At 46.0% G+C, this 22,938-nt stretch carries 19 protein-coding genes; 14 read left to right on the top strand and 5 right to left on the bottom strand.

Going from position 1 to position 22,938, the window contains the following annotated elements; all coding sequences use genetic code 11:
• Nucleotides 1–8 precede the first annotated feature (8 nt).
• From LAQ65_RS14925 to LAQ65_RS14880, 10 genes are all read left to right on the top strand, one after another.
• A complete protein-coding gene (locus tag LAQ65_RS14925; RefSeq protein ID WP_224117794.1) occupies nucleotides 9–2,015 on the top strand; it encodes a tetratricopeptide repeat-containing sensor histidine kinase in 2,007 nt (668 codons plus the stop codon).
• Entirely contained in the window at nucleotides 2,015–2,761 is a 747-nt protein-coding gene (locus LAQ65_RS14920; protein ID WP_224117793.1) for a LytR/AlgR family response regulator transcription factor, read from the top strand. Before LAQ65_RS14925 ends, LAQ65_RS14920 begins: the two co-directional genes overlap by 1 nt.
• 116 nt (nucleotides 2,762–2,877) lie before the next feature.
• Nucleotides 2,878–3,516 (top strand): nuclear transport factor 2 family protein, encoded by a 639-nt coding sequence (locus LAQ65_RS14915; protein ID WP_224117792.1) that lies wholly within the window; start codon nucleotides 2,878–2,880, stop codon nucleotides 3,514–3,516.
• A 22-nt stretch (nucleotides 3,517–3,538) separates the two neighbouring features.
• Nucleotides 3,539–4,435, top strand: coding sequence for a dioxygenase family protein (locus tag LAQ65_RS14910; RefSeq protein WP_224117791.1), 897 nt, complete (start codon nucleotides 3,539–3,541; stop codon nucleotides 4,433–4,435).
• 23 nt (nucleotides 4,436–4,458) lie between these two features.
• Nucleotides 4,459–4,899: a DUF2306 domain-containing protein gene (locus LAQ65_RS14905; protein WP_224117790.1), complete on the top strand. Its 441-nt coding sequence runs from the start codon at nucleotides 4,459–4,461 to the stop codon at nucleotides 4,897–4,899.
• Nucleotides 4,900–5,109: 210 nt separating this feature from the next.
• Entirely contained in the window at nucleotides 5,110–6,021 is a 912-nt protein-coding gene (locus LAQ65_RS14900) for an SDR family oxidoreductase (RefSeq protein ID WP_224117789.1), read from the top strand.
• A gap of 33 nt (nucleotides 6,022–6,054) precedes the next feature.
• Nucleotides 6,055–7,242 (top strand): DUF1624 domain-containing protein, encoded by a 1,188-nt coding sequence (locus tag LAQ65_RS14895; protein WP_224117788.1) that lies wholly within the window; start codon nucleotides 6,055–6,057, stop codon nucleotides 7,240–7,242.
• A gap of 8 nt (nucleotides 7,243–7,250) precedes the next feature.
• Entirely contained in the window at nucleotides 7,251–7,709 is a 459-nt protein-coding gene (locus tag LAQ65_RS14890) for a nuclear transport factor 2 family protein (RefSeq protein WP_224117787.1), read from the top strand.
• A 6-nt stretch (nucleotides 7,710–7,715) separates the two neighbouring features.
• On the top strand, nucleotides 7,716–9,098 hold the full coding sequence (locus LAQ65_RS14885) for an MFS transporter (protein ID WP_224117786.1): 1,383 nt from the start codon (nucleotides 7,716–7,718) through the stop codon (nucleotides 9,096–9,098).
• Nucleotides 9,099–9,118: 20 nt separating this feature from the next.
• A complete protein-coding gene (locus LAQ65_RS14880; protein WP_224117785.1) occupies nucleotides 9,119–9,634 on the top strand; it encodes a RidA family protein in 516 nt (171 codons plus the stop codon).
• 18 nt (nucleotides 9,635–9,652) lie between these two features.
• Here LAQ65_RS14880 and LAQ65_RS14875 read toward each other — a convergent pair whose 3' ends face one another.
• Nucleotides 9,653–11,026 carry a tryptophanase gene (locus tag LAQ65_RS14875; RefSeq protein WP_224117784.1) on the bottom strand — a complete coding sequence of 458 codons (1,374 nt, stop codon included), beginning with the start codon at nucleotides 11,024–11,026 and terminating at the stop codon, nucleotides 9,653–9,655.
• Nucleotides 11,027–11,151: 125 nt separating this feature from the next.
• On the opposite strand from LAQ65_RS14875, the gene LAQ65_RS14870 reads away from it, so the two are divergent.
• The 4 genes from LAQ65_RS14870 to LAQ65_RS14855 are packed head-to-tail and all read left to right on the top strand — an operon-like array spanning nucleotide 11,152 to nucleotide 18,176.
• Nucleotides 11,152–13,002 (top strand): right-handed parallel beta-helix repeat-containing protein, encoded by a 1,851-nt coding sequence (locus tag LAQ65_RS14870; RefSeq protein WP_224117783.1) that lies wholly within the window; start codon nucleotides 11,152–11,154, stop codon nucleotides 13,000–13,002.
• Nucleotides 13,003–13,005: 3 nt separating this feature from the next.
• The gene (locus LAQ65_RS14865; RefSeq protein WP_224117782.1) at nucleotides 13,006–14,490 is read left to right on the top strand and encodes a sulfatase family protein; all 1,485 of its coding nucleotides are present in this window, start codon (nucleotides 13,006–13,008) and stop codon (nucleotides 14,488–14,490) included.
• A gap of 11 nt (nucleotides 14,491–14,501) precedes the next feature.
• Nucleotides 14,502–15,713 (top strand): DUF2264 domain-containing protein, encoded by a 1,212-nt coding sequence (locus tag LAQ65_RS14860; RefSeq protein ID WP_224117781.1) that lies wholly within the window; start codon nucleotides 14,502–14,504, stop codon nucleotides 15,711–15,713.
• Nucleotides 15,714–15,722: 9 nt separating this feature from the next.
• On the top strand, nucleotides 15,723–18,176 hold the full coding sequence (locus LAQ65_RS14855) for a glycoside hydrolase family 95 protein (RefSeq protein WP_224117780.1): 2,454 nt from the start codon (nucleotides 15,723–15,725) through the stop codon (nucleotides 18,174–18,176).
• Here the strand turns inward: LAQ65_RS14855 and LAQ65_RS14850 are convergent.
• Genes LAQ65_RS14850 through LAQ65_RS14835 form a run of 4 tightly spaced genes read right to left on the bottom strand, consistent with a single transcriptional unit; the run spans nucleotide 18,173 to nucleotide 22,815 of the window.
• Nucleotides 18,173–18,964 carry an alpha/beta hydrolase family protein gene (locus LAQ65_RS14850; protein WP_224117779.1) on the bottom strand — a complete coding sequence of 264 codons (792 nt, stop codon included), beginning with the start codon at nucleotides 18,962–18,964 and terminating at the stop codon, nucleotides 18,173–18,175. The two genes, LAQ65_RS14855 and LAQ65_RS14850, sit on opposite strands and share 4 nt — an antisense overlap.
• A gap of 21 nt (nucleotides 18,965–18,985) precedes the next feature.
• Nucleotides 18,986–20,194 (bottom strand): acyltransferase family protein, encoded by a 1,209-nt coding sequence (locus LAQ65_RS14845; protein ID WP_224117778.1) that lies wholly within the window; start codon nucleotides 20,192–20,194, stop codon nucleotides 18,986–18,988.
• Between the two features lie 39 nt (nucleotides 20,195–20,233).
• On the bottom strand, nucleotides 20,234–21,361 hold the full coding sequence (locus tag LAQ65_RS14840) for an alpha/beta hydrolase family protein (protein ID WP_224117777.1): 1,128 nt from the start codon (nucleotides 21,359–21,361) through the stop codon (nucleotides 20,234–20,236).
• 11 nt (nucleotides 21,362–21,372) lie between these two features.
• Nucleotides 21,373–22,815 (bottom strand): Gfo/Idh/MocA family protein, encoded by a 1,443-nt coding sequence (locus LAQ65_RS14835; protein ID WP_224117776.1) that lies wholly within the window; start codon nucleotides 22,813–22,815, stop codon nucleotides 21,373–21,375.
• Nucleotides 22,816–22,938: the final 123 nt, after the last annotated feature.

The raw sequence follows: 22,938 nt of genomic DNA, 5'->3' as shown, positions 1-22,938 counted from the left end.
ATCGGTTTATGTGGAGAAGAACCATTCCGGTAAACTGTACACTGTTTTTTTTATTCGTGACTGCAACTGTTCACGCCCAAATAGTTGATTTCTCCCGCAATCCACCATACTTGCAGGTATTCGTCGAAACAGATGATTTCGATTCTTCCTACTTAACCATCCTGGAAAAGGCGTACAGGCAAAATTTGCCCGATTCCCTGAAATTCAAAATCGGTAACGACCTGGCTTATTACTGGCATACCCGTAACCTGGATAAAGCCAATTCACTCACCCGCCAGGTGCTGGAAGCTGCAATTGCTTCCCGCCAAACTGCCTGGGAAGGCCGGCTGCAAACAACACTTGGTGCTATTTTATTGCGACAGGAAAAATTGGATTCCGCTTTCGCTGTGCTGGATTCAGCCAGGACCAGGCTTCCCCGGAAAGACCTTCCGCAGGTGTTAACCCAAATGGGCTATGTGATGGAACGCAGGGGACTCATCAGCAAGGCAGCCGATTACGCCATGGAAGGCTTGCGCCTTGGCGAGTCCCTGCACGACATCAAAGCCATTGCCATGGCCTATAGCGACCTCAGCAATTTATTCTGGAAGCAATCGAAATTTAGTAAAGGCATTGAATACGGGTTGAAATCTGAGCTATTGTTTAAGCATAGGGGTATAGATGATATGGATTACAGTTTTACCCTCTATGTGATCGGTAACAATTACCTGGCTGTAAAAGATTACCCCAGGGCACTGGAATACTATAAGCGCGCACTGGCAATAAGTGAACGCTACCAGTTTTATAATAACCTGGCAGATATCTATATTTCACTGGCCGACCTGTATACCATTACCTATGATTACGACAAAGCAGAAGTCAATGCAAAAAATGCAATCAGGTATTCAACGCTGTTAGATAATAATTTTATGCTGATGCGTTCCTGGCTGGCAATGGGGAAACTTCAGAACCTTTCCAAACGTTCAGCCGAGGCAATAAAAAGCCTGGATACCTGCCTGCAGGTGGCCACTGAAAAATTCGGCGATAATTATTTTCTGCACCTGGCCTATAAGGAATTGGGAACAGCCTACGCGGCTACCGGCGACTACAAAAATGCCCATACCGCTTTCCTGAAATATGACCAGCTGAAGGATAGTGTATTCACCGCTGATGCCGACCAGCGGGTTGCCAAACTGCAAACAGAATTTGAAGTGGCGCAAAAGGAATCAACCATTAAATCGCAGGAGTTGTCCATCCTGCAACAAAAGCGCTTGCAGTGGATGATCTTAAGCGCTGCCGGGTTGCTGATTTTCAGCCTGGTGGTGCTATACCGCAACTACCAGAATAAACAATTGCTTAATACCAAACTCGGGTCGCTCAATAATGACCTTGCACAAAAAAACGCACAACTGGATAAACGCAATGCTGAAAATGAATTACTGCTGAAAGAAATCCATCACCGCGTAAAGAATAACCTGGAAGTTGTTTCTGGCTTATTGGCATTACAAGCTGCGCAGATCGACCATCCTACGGGCCAGGAAGTGATGAAGGCCACCCAGAACCGGGTACTTTCAATGGGTATCATCCACCAGAAATTGTACCAGGGCAGCAACCTTGCCGCTATTGAGATGCAGGATTATTTTAAAAACCTGAGCGAAAGTATTGCAGACAGCTTTAACGCCGGTGACCGGATCAATATCCGCTGTAGTATGCAGCCCGTTGAACTGGATATTGATACGGCTATACCGATCGGACTTATTGCGAATGAATTACTGACCAATGCACTTAAATATGCTTTCCCGGAAAACCGGCGCGGTGAAATACAGATCAGTTTGGCAAAAACCGGCGCTAAAAATGAATGGGTATTTAAGGTTGCAGATAATGGTATTGGCAAACCCCAAAATAGTAAAGCAAAAGGAACAGGCTTCGGAACAGAATTGGTAAATTTATTAGTACAACAGTTAAGTGGCAAACTTTCGACAGATACCAGTCAGGGTACTGCTATCTCTATTGTTTTTAAATACGAAATGCCGCATTAATGGATAAGGGAATCAAAATACTGGTGGTAGAAGATGAAATGATCATTGGTGCAAAGATTTCCATGTTGCTCACTGATCTTGGTTATGAGGTAACTGGTATTTTGCCGCGCGGTGAAGAAGCCATCCAGCATGTATCAGCGAACAGGCCCGATATTGTTTTACTCGATATCAACCTGAAGGGAAAATTAGATGGGATTGAAACCGCTTTACAAATCCAAAAAATCGCTGATATCCCCATCATTTACCTGACTGCCAATGCAGATGAAGCAACCTTTAACAGGGCGAAAATTTCCCGGCCGGCAGCATTTATTTCCAAACCGTTTAAGCAACTGGACCTGCAAAGGGCAATAGAACTCACGATCAGCCGCATGGCAGAACGCGCAACCGGACCATTTACAGAAAAAGTTGCCGGGGAAGAGCAACCCTTTATTTTAAGTGACCGGATTTTTATACGGCACAGCAATAAGATGGTCAAAATTATGCTTGCCGAAATCCTTTACATGGAAGCCGATCGTAACTATTGCCGGATATTTACCCAACAGAAAGAATACCTGCTTGCTATTACACTGAAAACAATTGAAGAGAAATTGCCCATGCGGCTTTTCCTCCGTATTCACCGTTCTTATATCATCAACCTTTCGCATGTGGATGAAGTGGCTGAAAGCCATGTAATGCTTGGCCAGAAAACCATTCCGCTCAGTGCAGACCAGAAAGAAAAACTCCTGAAAAGTATTAAGACCCTGTAGCCCGATCCGGCCGGTAAATATTTACCCCTATTCGGACAGTCTGGCGCCTTGTTCATCCTGACCCTTATCTTTTTGCAGTTGCTAAACAGTAGGTTTATCGGAGAAAAAAATAAACCATGAAAAAGTTTAACTTGTTGGTGGCCCTGGCCCTGGTAATTGCGGGTATCGTCATATTTACCAGTTTTTTTACAGTGGGCTGTAATGGAGCCGCACCGGTAAAAGAACAGGCTGTAAAGGAAGAACCCGTAACAACAATGCCGGCAGCCATTACCAATCCGAATTTTATTATTGCACCGATGGAGTATACCGATTCATCCCTTGCGGCTTTTAACCATATATCAAAGTTTGAATTTGATGCCTGGGGTGATATGCTGGCTGATAATGTTGTCTACAGTTTTCCCGATGGCGATGTGGATACCCGTACTACTTTATCGGGTAAAACTGCGGTAGTGGGCTGGTGGAAAAACTGGAAGGAGAAATCAGGAGTTGAATCTATGACCATGACTGAATTCAACAATATTCCCATTAATGTTATTGCACAACCTAAAGGTGGTGCACAATTGGGGATTTATGTGATCTCTTATTTTTCCAACAAGATGGTATTTAAAGGAAAACCAGTTGCCCTCCGTATGAATTTTTCCGTTCATTTTAATGCGGAGAAAAAGATAGACCATTATTCAACTTATTACGATCGCTCGGTGATCATTAAAGCAAGCGGCATGAATATCCTGGAAGCTGCAAAAGCAAAAAAATAATTAGCATTTATCAACTGTCAATATGAAAAGGAGAGCCTTTATAAAAAATACAACATTAAGTGCTTTCGCAGTTAGTGCTTTTGGATTTGTTCGTTTTGATGGCAAGCAATATGTGGGTGACTGTGAAACCACGAGTGATATCCTGGGCCCGTATTATCGCCCGGGTAGCCCGGTCAGGAATAATTTTGTCATCCCGGGAGATAAGGGAACCCTGATTCAACTGAGTGGCAAAATCAAGCACAATGATTGTATTACTCCCTATAAGAATGCTAAAATAGAATTGTGGCATTGTGATGGCAAAGGTGTTTATGATAATACCACCAGCGATTTCAGGTACCGGGGTACAACCTATTCTGATGCAAACGGGCAGTATGTTTTTAATACCATCCTGCCTGTGCCCTATGATGTGGGAAATGGACATACCCGGCCTGCACATTTCCATTTGATGATTACCGCAGAAGGGTACCAGCCACTGGTAACACAGTTGTATTTTACAGGCGATAAATATATCGGTAAAGACTCCTCTGCTGCCTCCCCGGCTGCAAAGCGAAGGATCCTTGACCTGCAGAAAAATAGTAATGGAACCGCCAAAGTGACCTATGATGTGAGCATGTCACCGAAACTGTTGGCTGAGCCGGAAGCGCTGGATAAACTGGCCGGACATTATATAAGTGTACAGGATAAAACCAGGTCGGTCGATTTGTTTAAAAATGAGCATACACTCTGGATGAAAAATGAAGTGTTTGGGGAAGATTTTTTGTATGTGGGCAACAATACTTTTGACTATCCCGGCGCACCTAAAGGCTTTGAAGCCAGCCTTCATTTTGATTTCCTGTCTTCAGGTGCAATACAACTCAATTTCATGTATATAGATGACGACAAAGTGAAACACGTTGAGACCTACCTAAAAGAAAAGTAATTGATAAGCTAAAAACATCTCTTATGGCAACAAGGTTAATCAGCATTGCAGGATGGGGTATTATTATTTTGGCCTCGCTTTATTTTATTTATGATAATGCATTCCATTATTTTTCTTATAACGTTGACGCATATGGAAAGGGCTACTGGCCAAACTTCGCACCCTGGTTATTGCTGCATATTGTTGGTGGGATGATTGCCCTTTTAATTGGCCCTTTCCAGTTTTTCCCTGCAATCCGGAATAATTACCCCAAAGTACACCATACAATGGGCAAGATTTATTTAACGAGTATTCTTGTCGCTGCTGTGGCTTCGCTCAATTTATCTGTTGGGAAACTGATCATCACTGAAAAAGATGTAAACTTCGGGACGGGCCTGATGGGGCTGGCATTAGCGTGGTTAATTACATCCGGCATGGCCTATTGGTCTGTAAGGTCGAAAAATTATGACCAGCACCGGGAATGAATGGTCAGGAGTTTTGTGGTGACCTGTGCATTTACCAGTTTCCGGTTGTTAGAAAAAATCCTCGTTGAGCAATTTCATATAGATCCTGCAACAACAGTAAACGTTATGGCATGGGCCTGCTGGGCTTTTCCTCTTATGGTAACCGAAGTTTTTTTGCAAGGAGCCAAGGTCAGAAGAGGGAATCTTACAATTGCCGGCAAAACGGTTTAATTGCTGAATAATTCAATAGTGGAGAATAAGAAAATGGGAAATCAACCTAAAGCAAATGTTCTGATTACTGGTTGTAGTACCGGAATCGGGTTTGCTATTGCTGAAACTATGGCACGTAATGGATACAACGTATTTGCTACCATGCGGAATCCGCAAAAGGCTCCGGGATTAGCGCAACTCGCTGCACGGGAAAACCTGCCGGTAACTATCCTTACAATGGATGTAGATGATGGCAAGTCAGTACAAACAGCTGTAGATGAAGTTTTGTCCCGGGCCGGGCAAATTGACGTATTGGTCAATAACGCTGGAATTGCGCCCATTGGTTCAGTTGAAGAAATGCCTTTTGAAACATTTTATGCGGTGACCCAGACTAATTACCTGGGTACCCTGCGTTGTATCCAGGCCGTACTACCGGGGATGCGCCAGCGCCAAAGTGGATGTATTATTAACGTGACTTCCGTTTCCGGTAAAATATACAGTCCTTGTTTTGGGGCATATGCTGCTTCAAAGGCTGCCGTTGAGGCACTTAGTGAAAGCCTTGCCGGGGAGGTTGGCCAGTTTGGAATACGTGTGGCACTTGTTGAGCCTGGTGTTATTGATACTCCCCTGATAGATAAATTTGCAGGCCTGCCGGTGTCTTCGGTTTACCCCAACCACATCCGGTTGAAAGCCTACCTCTCTGCATCTGCTTCTCACCATGTAATGCCAGAGACCGTAGCGGACATGGTCCTTACCATATTATCAGAAGGGCATACTGCTTTCCGTAATCCTGTCGGGGCCGACGCTGCACCACTGCTTGGCTACCGGGCTTCCCTTGCTGATGAAGACTGGATCGCAGCAGGAAGTGTAGACGAAGAAACCTGGGCTGCAAGAATGGGCAGGCTAGGTATGGATGTACGGAAGCATATGTGAGAAGTCAGTATCAAATAGCTTGTAATATAATTCATGTCCACAGTAACCAAAACAAGGATCGAATCAATTGACCTCTTAAGGGGAGTAGTTATTGTAATAATGGCGCTTGACCATGTCCGGGATTATTTCCATGCTGATCAGTACTTGTATGACCCCACAGATTTATCCCAAAGTAACGCTGCATTATTTTTTACCAGGTGGATCACCCATTTTTGTGCACCGGTATTTGTGTTCCTCGCAGGCACTTCCGCCTTCCTGGTTGGCGAAAGGAAAACGAAAAAAGAACTATCCGCTTTTTTATTTAAAAGAGGACTGTGGCTGATGTTTCTTGAATTGACCATAATTGGCTTTGCCTGGTCTTTCAATCCGGCATTTCTATTCTTCCGCCTGCAGGTGATCTGGGTGCTTGGGTTTTGTATGGTTATCCTCTCGGGTTTGGTCTACCTGCCGCCTAAAATAATTTTAGCCCTTGGCCTCCTGGTTTTAATTGGTCATAACTTATTCGATGGCATCCATGCAGAAGGCAATACGGTTAAAGACTTTATATGGGCCGAATTGCATGAGCGCAAAAGGTTCACAATAGGCGGACGGACAATTGGCACAGGTTACCCGGTGCTGCCATGGCTATGCATTATGCTGTTGGGGTATAGCTTTGGGCAATTGTATAAAAAAGGAATGGATGTTGCCCTCAGGAAAAAATATTTACTGATTGCCGGCACCAGTTCAATCATCTTGTTCCTGCTCATCAGGGGAATTAACCAATATGGTGATATGGCACCATGGGCCATGCAAAAGTCCACACTGTTGACCATCTGTTCATTGCTGAATGTGACCAAATACCCGCCTTCCCTGTTGTATGCATTGATGACACTGGGTCCGGCGCTTATCTTTCTGGCCCTGGCGGAAAAGCCGTTGAACCAACTTGGAAAAATAATAATCCCGTTTGGAAGGGTACCGCTCTTCTTTTATATCCTGCATTTGTACCTGATTCACTTACTGGCAATTGTTGCAGTGGTATATAGTGGCCGGCCCTGGACGGATATGGTTTTGACAGGAGGTTCGAATCCAAAAGACAGCCCCTGGCTTGTCGGTTATGGTTTTTCTTTAGGGTTTACTTACCTGGTCTGGATCATAGTTGTTCTGCTGTTGTACCCGCTATGTAAATGGTACGATATCTATAAAACGAATCATAAGGATAAATGGTGGCTTAGTTATTTATAAATGAAAGCATGAAATATATTTTAGTCGCATTGCTGGTGCTGGGCACTTTCCCTTCATTCAGCCAGACGCAAATGGTAAAGGACGAAATCTGGAAGATGGAAGAGCAGTACTGGAAATATGTGCAGGCACAGGACCTTACCAATTATCGCACTTTATGGCATGATAATTTTATGGGTTATCCCAGTAATAATATCATCACGGGTAAAGACCATATTACCGACTGGATCGCTGATTTGTATAAGGATAAAAACAAAACTTTTACGATTGAGCTGGTACGGAAAGTTGAAAATGTATTCGATGATATTGTCATTGTATTATATGATGTGAACTATACCTGGAGAAATGAGAAAAAGGAAGTCATAGAGAAAACTTACAATAAAATCACCCATACCTGGAAGCGGACAGAAAAGGGTTGGGTAATTATTGGGGGAATGGGGGCGCTGATCAGTAAAACAACGATAAAGTAGGCCGCCATGAGAAAAGATAAATCCGCAAACCTTCCTGCATTAACGGAAAATACTTTTTTAAGGTATTTCAATTTTGTTGCCTTGTATATGGCACAGGGAATACCTGAGGGGATGACCTACTTCGGCATCCCGGCCTGGCTGGCTATGAATGGCAAGTCAGTTGCCGAAATTGGTGGATTCGTTGCGATTATAGGAATCCCCTGGAGTTTTAAAATACTGGTGGCTCCGCTGATGGACCGGTATGCATACCTGCCAATGGGTCGCAGGAGGCCGTGGGTGCTTTTTGGGCAACTCGGTTTAATGTGCAGTTTCATCGGCATGGCCATGGTACCCGACCCGCTCAATAACTTACATGATTTGAGGATAGCTGGTTTTTTTGTTGGCTTTTTTGGCGCATTCCAGGATGTTGCTACAGATGGAATGGCAATAGATATTGTGCCCATGGACCAGCAGGCAAGGGCAAATGGTTTGATGTGGGGCTCAAAAATCATAGGAATATCAGCTTCCCTTGCTTTGGGTAGCTGGCTCATAAATCATTATAATTTTTCAATTGCACTGCTGTCCCTTTCTGTTGCCGTAAGCTGTATTATGCTGGTTCCTCTTTTATTACGGGAGCGGCCAGGCGAAAAATTATTGCCATGGACTACCGGCTTTGCCTCCCCGGAAACTGCCTCATTGCAATTGGAAAGCTGGGCAATGATCTTCAGGTCCCTGCTTCGTGTAGTCTTGTTGCCTTATAGTCTTTTGCTTATTTTTCCTTTGTACCTAATGGGATTGGCTTTTAATTTCATGAATACCCTGATCCCCATTTTTACGGTGCAGGTTTTACACTGGACAAACCAGGAGTACGCACAAATCTATTCACTTGCTTCTCTTACAGGTGGAATAATGGGGATGTTTGTTGGCGGGGCATTATTAGACCTGTTTGGTAAAATCCGTATGTTAAGTATTTACTATTTTCTCCTGATCCTGTTAACTGCGTCAATGGCTTTTTTTAAGATTTACTGGAATAACAGTTCCTTCACAACAGGATATATTTTTGCGTATACGGTTGTGTATGTTTTTGCAATGGTTGGCATATTGGCTATTGCCATGCAGTTTTGCTGGAAAAAGGTTTCTGCCACGCAGTTTACATTATACATGGCAATCAGCAATTTGGGATATGCAACAGGTCCGGCACTGATCGGTCCGCTCAGGCAATACTTTAGCTGGCAATCTACCATCCTGTTTTTTTCAATAGTGGTGACAATCGCCTTGTTTGCCATTCAGTTTATGCGGATCAAAAAGCATTTGCAACAGGTAGATGCATTAATTATTGCAGATAAACCTGAACCTGAATTAATCGTAGTAACCATAAATACCGGGGTAGCCGAAAACCGACCAGAGTAGGCAGGCAAAAACTATGAAATATGCATAATGGTTTTAAGTTTTCCAGTCAACTGAAATTTATTGCTTCAGTTCTCGCTTTAATTATTGCTTTGCAAAGTTGCAAAGACCAGGTTAAGGAAGTTAAAATTGAACAGATTGTCCAGGTCGATACGCCTGAGTATTTCCTGCTTCGCCCGGAAGCTGAAAAAGCATTTGGCTATTCACATGCAGTAAGAATTGGCAACGATATTAAAATATCCGGAGCTGTCAGCATGGACGATAAAGGCATTCCGACTGCAAAAGGTGATTTGCTGCAACAGATGAAAAACTGTTATTCAGACCTGGATAAAGTATTGAAACACTATGGTTGTACTTTTGACGACGTAGTGGTTGAGAATATATTAACGACCAACATGCCGGAATTTTTAAAACAATCGGCTTACCGCAATACCATTTACAAAAAGCAATTTCCTACAGGCTCCTGGTTTGGGGTACGTGAGCTTGCATTGCCAGAGTTCATGATTGAGATTGAACTGGAAGCGCATAAGGCCAGGTAGGCCGGATAGAAAAATTTATTATTCTACGGGATGCAATTTAGCGGTGAAGTGCCGAAGGACCTGTGCTTCTTCAATGATTTGCATCCCTTTTATTTCGCTCCTTTTATTGAATACCTCAATAATAACTTCGGCCACATAATCAATATGGCTTTGCGTATATACCCGTCTTGGAATGGCCAGCCTTACTAATTCCATATGGGCGGGAACCAGCTTTCCGTCTTCATCATACTTTCCAAACATCAGCGACCCGATTTCCACACTCCTGATTCCGCCATGTAAATACAACTCGCTAACCAGGGCCTGGCCCGGATATTGGTCTACGGGTATATGGTTCAGAAAGGCCTTTGCATCCAGGTACACAGCATGCCCGCCGGCTGGCTGCATTACAGGCACACCCGCTGCAATAAGTTTGTTGGCCAGGTATTCAATGCTCCGGATACGGTAATGCAGGTAATGCTCATCCATTACCTCAACCAGGCCAATGGCGATGGCTTCAAGATCACGGCCTGCCAGGCCCCCATACGTTGGGAAACCTTCTGTTATCACCAATAAGTTCCTGCATTGTAAAGCAAGTGATTTATCGTGAAGGGCAATAAATCCACCAATATTGGCGAATGCGTCCTTCTTGGCGCTCATCGTACAACCATCTGCATAAGAAAAGAGTTCGGCTGCAATATCCGGAATGGATTTGCTGGCATAACCTTCCTCGCGCAGCTTGATAAAATAGCAATTCTCGGCAAAACGGCAGGCATCTATAAACAGCGGGATATTATTTTCAGTACATATTTTTTTTACCGCTTTAATATTTGCCATGCTCACCGGCTGCCCGCCACCTGAGTTGTTGGTGACCGTTATGATGCAGAGCGGTATATTTTCAGCACCTTTTTCCCTGATAGTTTCCTGAAGCAGGGCGATATCAACATTGCCTTTAAACGGGGCCGGTATGCCGGTATGCTTTCCCTCTTCGCATAAAAGGTCAATGCCTTCCGCACCTGTAAATTCTATATTGGCGCGGGTTGTATCAAATAGGGTATTGCTTAAAAAGTACTTCCCCTTTCCACCGACAATGCTGAATAGTATTTTTTCCGACGCGCGTCCCTGGTGCGTGGGGATTACCAGCGGCATTCCTGTTAGTTTTTGTACCGTTGCTTCAAAGCGGAAAAAACTTGGGCTTCCCGCATAGGATTCATCGCCCAGCATTATCCCGGCCCACTGGTTACTGCTCATAGCACTGGTGCCGCTATCTGTTAATAAATCAATGAGTACTTTATTGGAATGAATTAAGAAGGGGTTATAAAATGCTTCCTTTAAAATTGCAATCCTTTCTTCTTTACTGGTAAAATAAATGGGCTCAACTGATTTTATTTTAAATGGCTCTATGATCGATTTCATAAATACAGGCATTTATTGCGGGTCTCCTAAATGTGCAGTAGTTTTTTAAGAATAAACATGATTTTTATCAGCAGGGAAGAATAGTCGCTTTATTGTTTTGCGCCAGAATTGATAAATTGCCAGCTATGAAACTTCTAACCCTGGTTCTGCTTGGTGGAATCTCAATTTTGTCTGCTCCTTTTGTTGCCCATTCGCAGGATACTGTCCTGGTCAGTTCTTTCGGATTGTCACCGGATTCGCGTATTAATGCAACCCCGTATATTATTAAAGCCCTGGAAAAATGCCGCGAAGTTAAAAAGCCGGTCCTGGTATTCCCGAAAGGACGCTATGATTTCTGGCCCCAGTACAGTTTTGAGAAGACTTATTTTGAGTCGAATACTACAGATAATAACCCCAAGCGACTGGCGATACTGATCGGCCAGTTCAAACAACTGACCATCGATGGCAATGGATCAGACTTCATCATGCACGACCGTATCCAGCCATTTACCGTTGAAGAGTCTGACCACATCACCATCAAAAACCTGCAGGTCGATTGGGATATCCCATTAACTGCGCAGGCTAAAATTCTCCAGGTAACACCACAGTATATTGATATCCAGGTGAACTATGTTGAATCACCTTATATCATTGAAAATGGTAAGCTGGTTTTTGTCGGTGAGGGCTGGAAAAGCGAGTGGTGGGGCGTGATGGAATTTGACAGCCAGACCCGCCTGATTGCACAGGGTACCGGCGATCAACCCTGCCTTGGCAGTAACTGGGATCAGTATACCGCTAAAGCAATAGCACCCGGACAGGTTCGTCTTCTTTATGACTTTGCCCGAAAACCCAAACCGGGAAATATACTGGTGCTGCGTCACAGCGAACGCGACCATGCCGGGATATTCATCCTGGAGAGTGACCATGTCACCCTGGATAACCTGAAAATTTACCATACTGCCGGGCTCGGGGTTTTATCGCAATACAGTTCCAACCTGGTTATGCATAGTGTTTTGGTAGGACCGAATACCGCAAAGGGCAGGTTCCTGAGCGGGCATGATGATGGCTTCCATTACTCTAATTGCAAGGGTACTATTGTGGTGGATGATTGTGAATTTGAAGGATTGATGGATGATCCTATTAATGTGCATGGCACCAGTGTAAGGATCATCAAAAGGATCAATGACCAGAAACTCCTTTGCCAGTTCATGGAAAAGCAAAGTGTTGGCATGACCTGGGCAAGAACGGGTGAAAAGGTCGGGTTCATTGAAAATGCCGGTATGACTACCATTGCCAATGGCCTGGTTAAGACTTTTACCCGGTTAACCAATGAAACCTTTGAAGTGGAATTTGAAGCTTCAGTTCCTGCATCAATCACGGAAGGAGACGCACTGGAAAACCTTACCTGGGTGCCTGATGTAACAATAACGAATAGCCGCTTTAAAAGTAACCGCGCAAGGGGAATACTGGTATCAACCCCCGGGAAAGTGCTTATTGAAAACAATATTTTCTCATCCAGCGGGTCGGCCATCCTGATTGCAGGTGATGCTAACTATTGGTATGAAACCGGAGGCGTGCGCGATGTTACCATCAGGGGCAATGATTTCCAGGCGCCCTGCCTCACCTCCAATTACCAGTTTTGTGAAGGGATTATTTCCATCATGCCCGAGATTCCCAAAATGGATTTGAAAGCGCCTTGTTACCATAGGAATATTAAAATCACCGGCAACAAATTCCATCCCTTCGATTACCCGATCCTGTATGCGCTTTCTGTAGATGGATTGGTTTTCAGCAATAACACCATTGAACGCAGTAACCAGTTTACGCCATTCCATACCCGGAAGTCCGGGCTTAGTTTTAACGCCTGTAAAAATGTGGAGATCGGGAAGAATATTATAATTGGTGATGTATTGGGAAAAAACATTAGCATTGAAAATATGGGCAGCAAGGAAATTAAGATAAAGGGAGAAACATTCTTTAAGATGAATAATCTTTAGTTCATGATAAAATCTATAAAACTGACTCTTGGCATTGTGCTGACAGGTAGTATTGGTTTACTGGCTTTTTCAGCTAAACATTTGCATATTAAACCTAAAACAGAAACCCCTTCTTCTCCCAACGTTGTCATCATCTTCATGGATGACATGGGCTATGGTGACCCGGTTTGCTATGGCGGCGGGCCTTATAAAACACCGAATATTGATGCACTTGCCAACCAGGGTATGCGACTCACTAATTTCTATGCCGCACAGGCCGTTTGCAGTGCCTCTCGGAGCGCCTTGCTCACGGGTTGTTATCCAACCCGCATTGGGATTTCCGGCGCCTTGGACCATAACAGTAAAATCGCGTTGAACCCAAATGAAGAAACAATTGCTGAATTGCTGAAAGCCCGTGGTTATGCAACCGGCATGGTGGGTAAATGGCACCTGGGTAACCATGTTCCTTTCCTGCCTTTGCAGCATGGCTTTGATGAATATCTCGGGCTCCCTTATTCCAACGATATGTGGCCGGTATATTATGACGGCACGCCTTATACCGATACCACCAATTACCGCTCTACCTACCCACCGCTGCCTCTTATTGAAGGGAATAACACCATCAGAACACTGAAAACCTTAGAGGACCAATCTACCCTGACGAAACTGTATACGGAAAGGGCGGTAGCGTTTATCAATAAAAATAAAAGGAAGCCTTTCTTCCTGTACCTCGCGCATTCCATGGTACATGTGCCTATTGCGGCTTCTAATGCTTTTAAGGGGAAAAGCGGTGCAGGTTTATTTGGCGACGTTATGGAAGAGGTCGACTGGTCTGTTGGTGAAGTAGTGAAGGCCATTCAGGCCAATCATATCCAGGATAATACCATCGTCATCTTTACCAGTGATAATGGTCCCTGGCTCATATTCGGCAACCATGCCGGAAATACAGGTGGATTACGTGAAGGGAAGGGCACAGCCTGGGACGGTGGCCTGAAAGTGCCGGCTATCATCAGCTGGCCGGGGAAAATAAAAGCCGGCACGGTTTCCTCCCGGTTACTCACTACCATGGATATACTACCAACCCTGGTGGACTTATGCCAGGCCAAAATGCCTGCTAACAAAATTGATGGCCTTGATTTTAGTAAACTGATCCTGGGCGATGAAAATTATATTGCGCGCGATGAGTTTGCTTATTACTACGACCGCAATAACCTGAAAGCGATCCGCAAAGGGCAATGGAAACTGGTCTTCCCCGCTACCTCCCAAACCTATGGTCCACCCGCAACCATTGGCCGCGATGGCTTCCCGGGTAAATATGGTACCGATACCGTGAAGCTTGCACTCTATAATTTGTACAGGGACCCGGGTGAAGACCGCGACCTGAAGGAGCAGTATCCTGAAGTTGTTCAACAGCTTAGTGCTATCGCTGATAAATACCGGCAGGCCCTCGGTGATGGCTTAACCAAAACAGTCGGCACCGAAGTCCGCCCGGCTGCAGTGGTGCAATAAATTCAAATTACATGAAATACCTCATTACACTACTGATGTTGCTGTGTTTTGCAGTTGGATCACCAGCTCAAGGCACTGGTGCAGCAGACCGTAAATATTGGGTAGAAACCTTGTATAAAATTGCATACCCGGTTATGCAGAACCTGGCTGCTGGTACCCTGAAACAAAATATGCCGCTTGAACTGGGACCGGGTTATGGCGGGAATGTGAAAGCTGTTACCTACCTGGAAGCTGTTGGCAGGACGATGGCTGGCATCGCCCCCTGGCTTGCATTGCCTGATGATAACACCCCTGAAGGCCTACAACGTAAGAACCTGCGAAGCCTGGTGCTGCAGGGATTGCCGCATGCGGTAGATCCTGCTAATCCCGATTACCTCAACTTCCGCACCGAACAGCAACCGATTGTTGACGCAGCTTTTTTGGCACAGGCTTTCCTGCGTGCGCCTAACCTCTGGTCAGCACTGGATTCGGTTACCCAAAAACGTTTTATAACAGAATTCCAGTCCCTCAGGGACCGTAAAGCAGGCTATAACAACTGGCTCCTGTTTGCCGGCATTACCGAAGCCTTCCTCGCGAAGACCGGCGCTTCGTATGACCCTGCCCGTATTGATATTGCTTACCGGAAATTCAGGGAATGGTATGTGGGCGATGGCTGGTATAGTGATGGTGATAAGTTTGCGATGGATTACTATAATTCCTTCGTGATCCATCCAATGCTGGTGGATATGCTGGCTGTAATGGTTGATAAGAAAATGGTGCAGCAACCCGAATATGACCTTGCCATCAAAAGAATGGTTCGTTATGCCGAGTGGCAGGAGAGGGCAATTTCACCCGAAGGATATTTCACCGTGATGGGCCGGTCCATGGCTTACCGCAATGCGGCTTTCCAGGCATTGGGACAAGTGGCCCTGATGGAAAAAATGCCCGGCTTTATCGAGCCTGCACAAGTGCGCTGCGCCTTAACCAAAGTGGCGCATAATATTTTTGACCATGCGGGTACTTTTTCTGCAAACGGCTGGCTGCAACTGGGCTTTGTAGGCCACCAGCCTGAACTGGCGGATACCTATACCAGCACTGGCAGCCTATATTTGTGCACAGTGGGATTCCTCCCGCTTGGCTTGCCTGCATCGAACCGGTTCTGGACAGACCCGCCCGCTGACTGGACTTCCAAAAGAATCTGGCAGGGTGAACATGCCCGTAAGGATTATAAAGTTGATTATTAAATTTTCAATATGACTTGCTCTAAAAAATTTTTGCTCTTATTGTTGCTGGTGGCCAGTTCTTTTATTCAGGCCCTGGCACAGTCCAACCCAATGACCCTTTGGTACGACAAACCCGCAAGCACATGGGAGGAAGCATTGCCCATCGGTAACGGTCATATCGCTGCAATGGTATTTGGCAATCCCGCACTTGAACACCTGCAGTTGAACAAAGATGATTTCTGGGCCGGTAGTCCATATACCAATGCTAACCCGAAAGGCGGCAAAGCTGCACTCCAGCAAATCCAGCAACTGATTGCTGCCGGGAAGTACAAGGAAGCCGAACAAATGGCCAGCAATAATTTTGTAGCAGAGAAAGTGCATGGCATGCCTTTCCAGCCGGTTGGTGATCTCTACCTGAAGTTTGAAGGTCACGACCAGTTTACCAGTTTCCGCCGTGAACTGGATATCCAGCGGGCTGTAACCAAAACGACCTATACTGCTAACGGCATTATTTACACGCGCGAAATATTTTCATCCTTTCCGGATAACGCCATCATGGTGAGGCTTACTGCCAGTAAACCCAAAAGCATCAGCTTCACCGCTTCCATGAAAACACCACAGCAAGGTTCTTCCAGGAATACAGGAACACATTCCCTGGCGCTTGCTGCAACTGGTCCGGAACATGCCGGTATACCCGGTTTTGTAAAAGTCCAGGCCAACCTCGATATCAAGGCCGAAGGCGGGACGGTCAAGGCTCAGGATACAACCCTGGTTGTAAAGGATGCGAATAGCGTGACCATCTACCTTACCATGGCCACCAACTTTAAAAATTACCAGGTCCTTTTTGGCGACCCGAATGCATTGGCAACCGCGCAAATGGTTAAGGCAGAAAAGAAACCTTACGCAACAGCTCTGAATGACCATATCAAATACTACCAGCAATTCTTTAACCGCGTCTCTTTAAACCTCGGCTCATCTAATGCGATCACACTTCCTACCAATGAACGCATCAAACAATTTGGCAATGGCAATGACCCGCAACTGGTGAGCCTGTATTTCCAGTTCGGGCGCTATCTCCTGATTTCCTGTTCGCAACCAGGCGGACAGCCGGCTAACCTGCAGGGCATCTGGAACCCGCATGTTGATCCGCCATGGGGAAGTAAATACACTACCAACATTAACACCGAAATGAATTACTGGCCGGCAGAACTGACCAATTTAACGGAGATGCAGGAACCGCTGGTGCAGATGGTGAAAGACTTATCGGTAAGCGGACAATCATCCGCGCAAACCATGTACGGCGCCAAAGGTTGGGTGCTGCACCACAATACAGACCTCTGGCGCATGACGGGCGCAATCGATGGCCCATGGGGCGTTTGGCCCACCGGTGGTGCCTGGTTATGCCAGCACCTGTGGGAAAAATATTTGTTCAATGGCGACAGGAAATTCCTGGCTGATGTGTTTCCAGCCATGAAGGGTTCCTGTGAATTTTTCCTGGACGTTTTGTTTAAAGATCCCACCACCGGCTGGTGGGTGGTCTCACCTTCAGCCTCACCCGAAAACGCGCACCAGGGCTTCAGTATTTCAGCTGGCACAACAATGGATAACCAGCTTGTTTTCTCCCTCTTTTCCAATACCATCCGGGCTGCGCAAATCCTGGACACAGATCCTGAACTGGTAAAAAAGTTGCAGCAGAAAATCGGTGGACTGGCGCCTATGCAAATCGGGCAGTACAGCCAGTTGCAGGAATGGATGCAGGACTGGGATGACCCTAATGACAAACACCGCCATATTTCGCACTTGTGGGGCTTGTATCCTGGCAACCTGATTTCACCGTATCGTCACCCTGAATTGTTTGAAGCAGCCAGGAATTCACTGGTCTACCGGGGTGATGTATCTACGGGCTGGTCCATGGGTTGGAAAGTCAATTGCTGGGCCCGCTTACTGGATGGCAACCATGCTTTTAAACTCATTACCGACCAGCTGAGCCCGGTTGACAGTAACAAGGAAGGTGGCGGCACTTACCCCAATCTTTTCGACGCGCATCCGCCTTTCCAGATTGATGGCAATTTTGGCTGCACGGCAGGTATCGCGGAAATGCTGCTGCAATCGCAGGATGGTGCGATCCATGTACTGCCGGCCTTACCTGATGCCTGGGAAAATGGTGAAGTAAAAGGACTGAAAGCCAGGGGCGGATTCACGATCGATATGGCCTGGCAAAAGGGTAAACTAAAAAAACTGGTGGTCTACTCCGGTCTCGGGGGGTATTGCCGTATCCGTTCCTATGAACCATTGGTCTTACCGGGTTCAAGGGAGATCGCCAATAATCCTGGTGGCAATAACCCGAATCCTTTTTACACTGTGCCACTTTTCCAGGACCCGGTTATCTCAAGGAAAGCGAAACTGAAAAACCCGGCGCCACGGAAAACGGTGGACTATGATTTTAACACAGAGCCCGGCAAAAAATATGAGTATACTTTCTAAGGTTTTTTCAGTGCATTGCTGATCACAAAATCAACCAGTTCCTGCGACTGGAAAAAACCTTCCCACATATTATGGCCCTGGCCTTTCTGGACCAGGAGGGTCATTGGCCCGCCGTATTTTTTGTACTCCGCTGCTATTGCGCCGGAGTTTTGCGCCAGGGGCACCAGTTCATCCACATCACCATGCAAATGCAATATGGGCACCCGCGCTTTGGCTAATGGTTTAACACGGTTAACGGGATTATTACCGGCTAACTTCCGTTTCATTTTTTTCAAAGGCCAACCGTAAGCAATAGCTGCTTTTTCTAATCCGGGATAGGAAGACAAATCACCAACAGGGTAGATGCCGGCGATGGCCCCAACTTCCTGAGGATGCTCAACCGCCCAGTTATATAACATCAGTCCGCCGCGGCTTCGTGCCAGTAAAACAGGATGCGCGGAGAAATGCCTTTTTTTTACCAGCTCATTATATAATGCAGTGTAGGTTTTCCTGCCGGCTTTGTTGCCCATTGATTCTCCCACATCAATACCGGCAATGGCGATGCCAGCAGCTAAAAATTGCCTGAACATCCACAGCTCTTCTTTTGCAGGAAGCCCGGGAAGGGTTGGCGCATACCAGACCCATGGCACAGGACTGCGATCCGTAGTTTTCTTTTCAGGCAGTATCAGGAAAGCTGTGGAACCTGCAACAGAAAATACTTCCCCCGGAAGGGGCAGTTCTTTTTCCTGGGCAGAAGCTGCCACGGCTATCCCAAGTGCAAACCATACAAACAGCAGGGTCTTTTTCAATGAATATATTTCTGGTAAGTTCTAGATCCTGATAAAAAGCTTTTTCTTATACATCCAGTAAAGGATCAGCCATAGGAAAAACAAGGTCAGCAAGCCTTTTACAAGTGTAGCATAAGGCATACCGAATAACTGGTCATAGGTTGGCCCCAGGTGTATGTACAGGGACCTGGCAATAAAATCACGCATTCCACCATCAGCCAAAACATAAGCCGCAATGGAATTCATGCCGATCACCATCAGGAAGAATGACCAGCTTTTTTTCTGGGCTACATCTACTACACCATAAAAGAAAGCCAGGAATAAAAAGCAGATACCACCGCTGAAGATGGTCCAGGCTGGTGTCCAGATGCGTTTTACGATTGGGTTGATACCGGTAAATTGCAGTACTGCGCCGATAACCAGTAAAGCCAGGCCTGTTGTTATAAAGAATTTTAGTTTATGCAATTGACTGGTATTGTCTTTTAAAGCCTTTCCGGCAAATGATCCCAGGATCATTGTCCCAAGGGTCGGGATAAAGCTTAAGGTCGAATATCCACCGCCGTTATATAAGAACGGATTTTCACGCGGGAACAGGTTTAAAAACCATTTGTCAAAAGCCCAGGCCAGGTTGGTGTTTTTATTCCAGTGCGCCGCAAAGCCATTCAGGTTATGTTCCCAGTTAGGTTCAACGCCTGCTGCAGCATAATTGAAACTGGCATCCGGCAGCGGGTAAAGGGCAAATGCAAGCCAATAACCAACAAGGATAACGATCAGCGCGATTAATTGTGTGCGTTGGGAAGTATATGACAGCAGCACTAAAAAAGTGTAGCCAAGACCGATCTGTGTTAATGTATCCTCAAAAGTAAAATTGGTTTGGTGCGAGCCCATGGAACGCAAAAAGATCCCCAGGAATATCAGGATAAGGGAACGCCTGATCGTATGTCCTATTATATTCCCGAATGAAGCTCCTTTGCTGATCCGGCTGGCTACCGAGTATGGCAATGCCACGCCCACTAAAAATGTAAAGGAAGGCTGGATCATGTCATGCAGGGAAAGCCAGGTCCATTCCACATGGCTTTGGTTGAAGGCCAGGAAATTCCAGAAACCGCTGTCCGGCAAAGCTTTCGAAACTGATTCAAATGACAGGATTTCCCCCATCATAAGCAACATAACAAAACCCCGGTAAACATCAACCGAAGTCACCCTGTTAACAGGTAATTTATCAGGTACACTTTGTGCAGTGAGCGCCATAACTTATTTTTTTGCTGACTAATTGCTTAAGGTAAGTAATTATAATAATACCATCACTGCATCATCACCTTTTACAGCATTCGCAGGAAGCGGGTGTTGCTGGTCAAAAACAGTCAGTTCTGCCTGTGTTAATATTGTCGCGGGTTCTTTCAGGTGCTTAAGGTCCAACTTCAGGTATTTAGCCATGAAGGCATACATGGCATTTCTTTTTGAAGGGCCATAATCATGTTTTTCATTGGGCAGGTGTACATTTTCAACCCTTGCTTTCTGGCCATAGAGTGCATATATTTTCTGCAGGTAGGGATACTCGGTAGTAGGGTTGTTTTTGGTCCAGTCGGCCCCATCGGAAATCAGCAGCATCGGCCTGGGAGCCGTCAGGGCAGCGATTTCCGTGTTGTTTGTCTGGTAATCCCCTTTTTTATGGATAGGCATTCCGCTTTCGCAAACGCAGCCGCCAAAAAAATATGCTGATACCATTACGCAGGGCACGGAAACCTTAATGCGGTTGTCCAGTGCCGTTAAAATAAAACTCTGGGTTCCTCCGCCTGATTCGCCGGTAACGGCAACGCGGTTTGAATCTACCCCTGGTAAGGAAAGTAAAAAATCAAGCGCGCGGATGCTGTTAATCGTTTGTAATTTCAGCGCTTTTGCAATCGTATGCGTAACTTGTTTTGAATCGCCGTATCCGATCATGTCATACACAAATACCACGGCTCCCATTGTGGCCAGGCCGGCACAGCGTTTCTGGGTGTTTTCGTTAAAACGGGTATCGGGGTTACTGAAATGTCCATGCGGACAAAGAACGGCCGGATATGATTTTTCTTTTTTCAGTGGCCGGTACAAATTTCCCGTCACATAAAATCCGGGCAGGCTTTCAAAGGCAACATTTTCTACGGTATAGCCATCCATTACTTTCCGGCTATGGATGATCGGGGCCGAGCCAACAGGCGCAGGCATCTGCTCCAGTTGCATACCCGCTTTAATCTGCTGCCTGATTTTTTCGGACCGTTCCGTCCAGGCTGTTAAAGAAACAGGGATATGACCCTGTAAAAAGTCATATCCCTGTTGTTCTGTAAAGTAATCACCCTGGCATAGCTCATCCTGTGCGATCAGCCGGGTGGTGGAAATGAATAGTACTATGCAAAGAAGGCTTAACGTTTTTTTCATAGTACAATATACTACACAGGCAGTTTCCAACCTTCACGGTATTCACGCTTAACAAACTGGTTGGCTTCCTCAAAATTGGTGATGCGCATATTCTTCGCGTCCCACAGCAATTTGATGCGGCCTAAGAAATCAGGATCGTCGTCTTTAACCTTTTTGCTGTTCGGCAGGTTCCAGCTCCTGATAGCCAGGTTGCCGATCAGGATGCTTTCCGTAAATGGTCCGGCATATTCAAAAGGTGAACTGGTGGTTGCATTGCCATAACCAGCCATACAGGCGTTTACCCATTGCAGGTAGTGTCCTTCAGGAACACGGGGCAATGTTTTTGCAGGCATCGTTGTTTGTGCCATCAGTTTGGTTGGCAGCAAACGCGGATTCTCACCATAACAGTCAACGATCATCTTGCCCTTGGTACCAATGAACAGGGCACCGCCATCATCAGCGCCGAATGATTCCCCGGGCAACAGTTCATCGGGTAGTTGTGGCAGTAAGCCGCCGTCGTACCAGGATACTTTTATATCGCCCCGGCCATCTTTTCTCGGGTATTTTAAATGGATCATGGATGCTGCAGGGTATCCATCGGGATATTTCGCTTCTTCGCCATTCGGCAACCAGCTGGTTGGGATGGAGCATTCTACTTCAGTGGGGAAATCAATGGGTAGCAGGCGGAAAACAGGGTCCATCATATGGCAGGCCATATCACCGAGTGCGCCTGTTCCAAATGCATTCCAGCCTCTCCAGCTCCAGGGATGGTAAGCGGGATTGTAATCGACATGTTTCGCCGGGCCGAGCCACAGGTTCCAGTCCAGCTCTTTCGGCACTTCAAATTTTCCGGTAGGTGTTGGCATGCCCTGGGGCCAGATCGGCCTGTTGGTCCAAACCTGTACTGTATGCACCTGGCCTAGCATGCCGGCATCATACATTTCCTTGGCCTGGCGAACGCCGTCACTGGATCCGCCCTGGTTGCCCATCTGGGTAACCACCTTGTATTTTTTGGAAGCCTCAGCCATCATCCGGGCTTCATATATATCGTGGCACAATGGTTTCTGGCAATACACGTGCTTCCCCATCTGCATGGCAGTTAAGCTCGCAATGGCGTGCACGTTATCGGGGGTTGACACAGAAACAGCATCAATATTCTTCCTCTCTTTTTCGAGCATTTCCCGGAAGTCCTTATAGAATTTCGCTTTGGGAAAACGCGCAATGGATTCCCCGGCCCTTTTTTCATCTACATCGCAAAGGGCTACGATATTTACTTTCGGACTTTGGGAAAAATTCTTCAGGTCATCTTTGCCCTTTCCGCCGGCGCCGATACCTGCAATGTTCAGCCTGTCGCTGGGGGCTACAAAGCCCTTCCCACCCAGAACGTGGCGTGGTAAAATAAGAGCGCTACCAGCCACGAGCGATGTGTTTTTCACAAAATTCCTCCTGGATAAACCTTTTTTTCGAACCGTCATAAGTAATTTATTTTATATGTTAATGCGATCGCTTCCGGTTATAGAGCACGAAACTTTATTTTTATACTCATCCGCAGGCAGTAAATGGATAAAAAAAAACGAAATAATGAGTATTAAAACCAA

Source organism: Flavihumibacter profundi (genome assembly GCF_020076305.1).
GTDB classification, from domain to species: Bacteria; Bacteroidota; Bacteroidia; order Chitinophagales; family Chitinophagaceae; genus Flavihumibacter; species Flavihumibacter profundi.
Note: the sequence above shows the minus strand (reverse complement) of the source record. Positions and strands in the feature narration are given on the sequence as shown.

Coding starts and splice junctions, on each gene's coding strand:
- LAQ65_RS14870 (WP_224117783.1), top strand. CDS start 11,152: ATGAAACTTCTAACCCTGGTTCTGCTTGGTGGAATCTCAATTTTGTCT.
- LAQ65_RS14920 (WP_224117793.1), top strand. CDS start 2,015: ATGGATAAGGGAATCAAAATACTGGTGGTAGAAGATGAAATGATCATT.
- LAQ65_RS14835 (WP_224117776.1), bottom strand. CDS start 22,815: ATGACGGTTCGAAAAAAAGGTTTATCCAGGAGGAATTTTGTGAAAAAC.
- LAQ65_RS14895 (WP_224117788.1), top strand. CDS start 6,055: ATGTCCACAGTAACCAAAACAAGGATCGAATCAATTGACCTCTTAAGG.
- LAQ65_RS14865 (WP_224117782.1), top strand. CDS start 13,006: ATGATAAAATCTATAAAACTGACTCTTGGCATTGTGCTGACAGGTAGT.
- LAQ65_RS14915 (WP_224117792.1), top strand. CDS start 2,878: ATGAAAAAGTTTAACTTGTTGGTGGCCCTGGCCCTGGTAATTGCGGGT.
- LAQ65_RS14840 (WP_224117777.1), bottom strand. CDS start 21,361: ATGAAAAAAACGTTAAGCCTTCTTTGCATAGTACTATTCATTTCCACC.
- LAQ65_RS14845 (WP_224117778.1), bottom strand. CDS start 20,194: ATGGCGCTCACTGCACAAAGTGTACCTGATAAATTACCTGTTAACAGG.
- LAQ65_RS14855 (WP_224117780.1), top strand. CDS start 15,723: ATGACTTGCTCTAAAAAATTTTTGCTCTTATTGTTGCTGGTGGCCAGT.
- LAQ65_RS14860 (WP_224117781.1), top strand. CDS start 14,502: ATGAAATACCTCATTACACTACTGATGTTGCTGTGTTTTGCAGTTGGA.
- LAQ65_RS14910 (WP_224117791.1), top strand. CDS start 3,539: ATGAAAAGGAGAGCCTTTATAAAAAATACAACATTAAGTGCTTTCGCA.
- LAQ65_RS14875 (WP_224117784.1), bottom strand. CDS start 11,026: ATGAAATCGATCATAGAGCCATTTAAAATAAAATCAGTTGAGCCCATT.
- LAQ65_RS14880 (WP_224117785.1), top strand. CDS start 9,119: ATGCATAATGGTTTTAAGTTTTCCAGTCAACTGAAATTTATTGCTTCA.
- LAQ65_RS14905 (WP_224117790.1), top strand. CDS start 4,459: ATGGCAACAAGGTTAATCAGCATTGCAGGATGGGGTATTATTATTTTG.
- LAQ65_RS14885 (WP_224117786.1), top strand. CDS start 7,716: ATGAGAAAAGATAAATCCGCAAACCTTCCTGCATTAACGGAAAATACT.
- LAQ65_RS14925 (WP_224117794.1), top strand. CDS start 9: ATGTGGAGAAGAACCATTCCGGTAAACTGTACACTGTTTTTTTTATTC.
- LAQ65_RS14890 (WP_224117787.1), top strand. CDS start 7,251: ATGAAATATATTTTAGTCGCATTGCTGGTGCTGGGCACTTTCCCTTCA.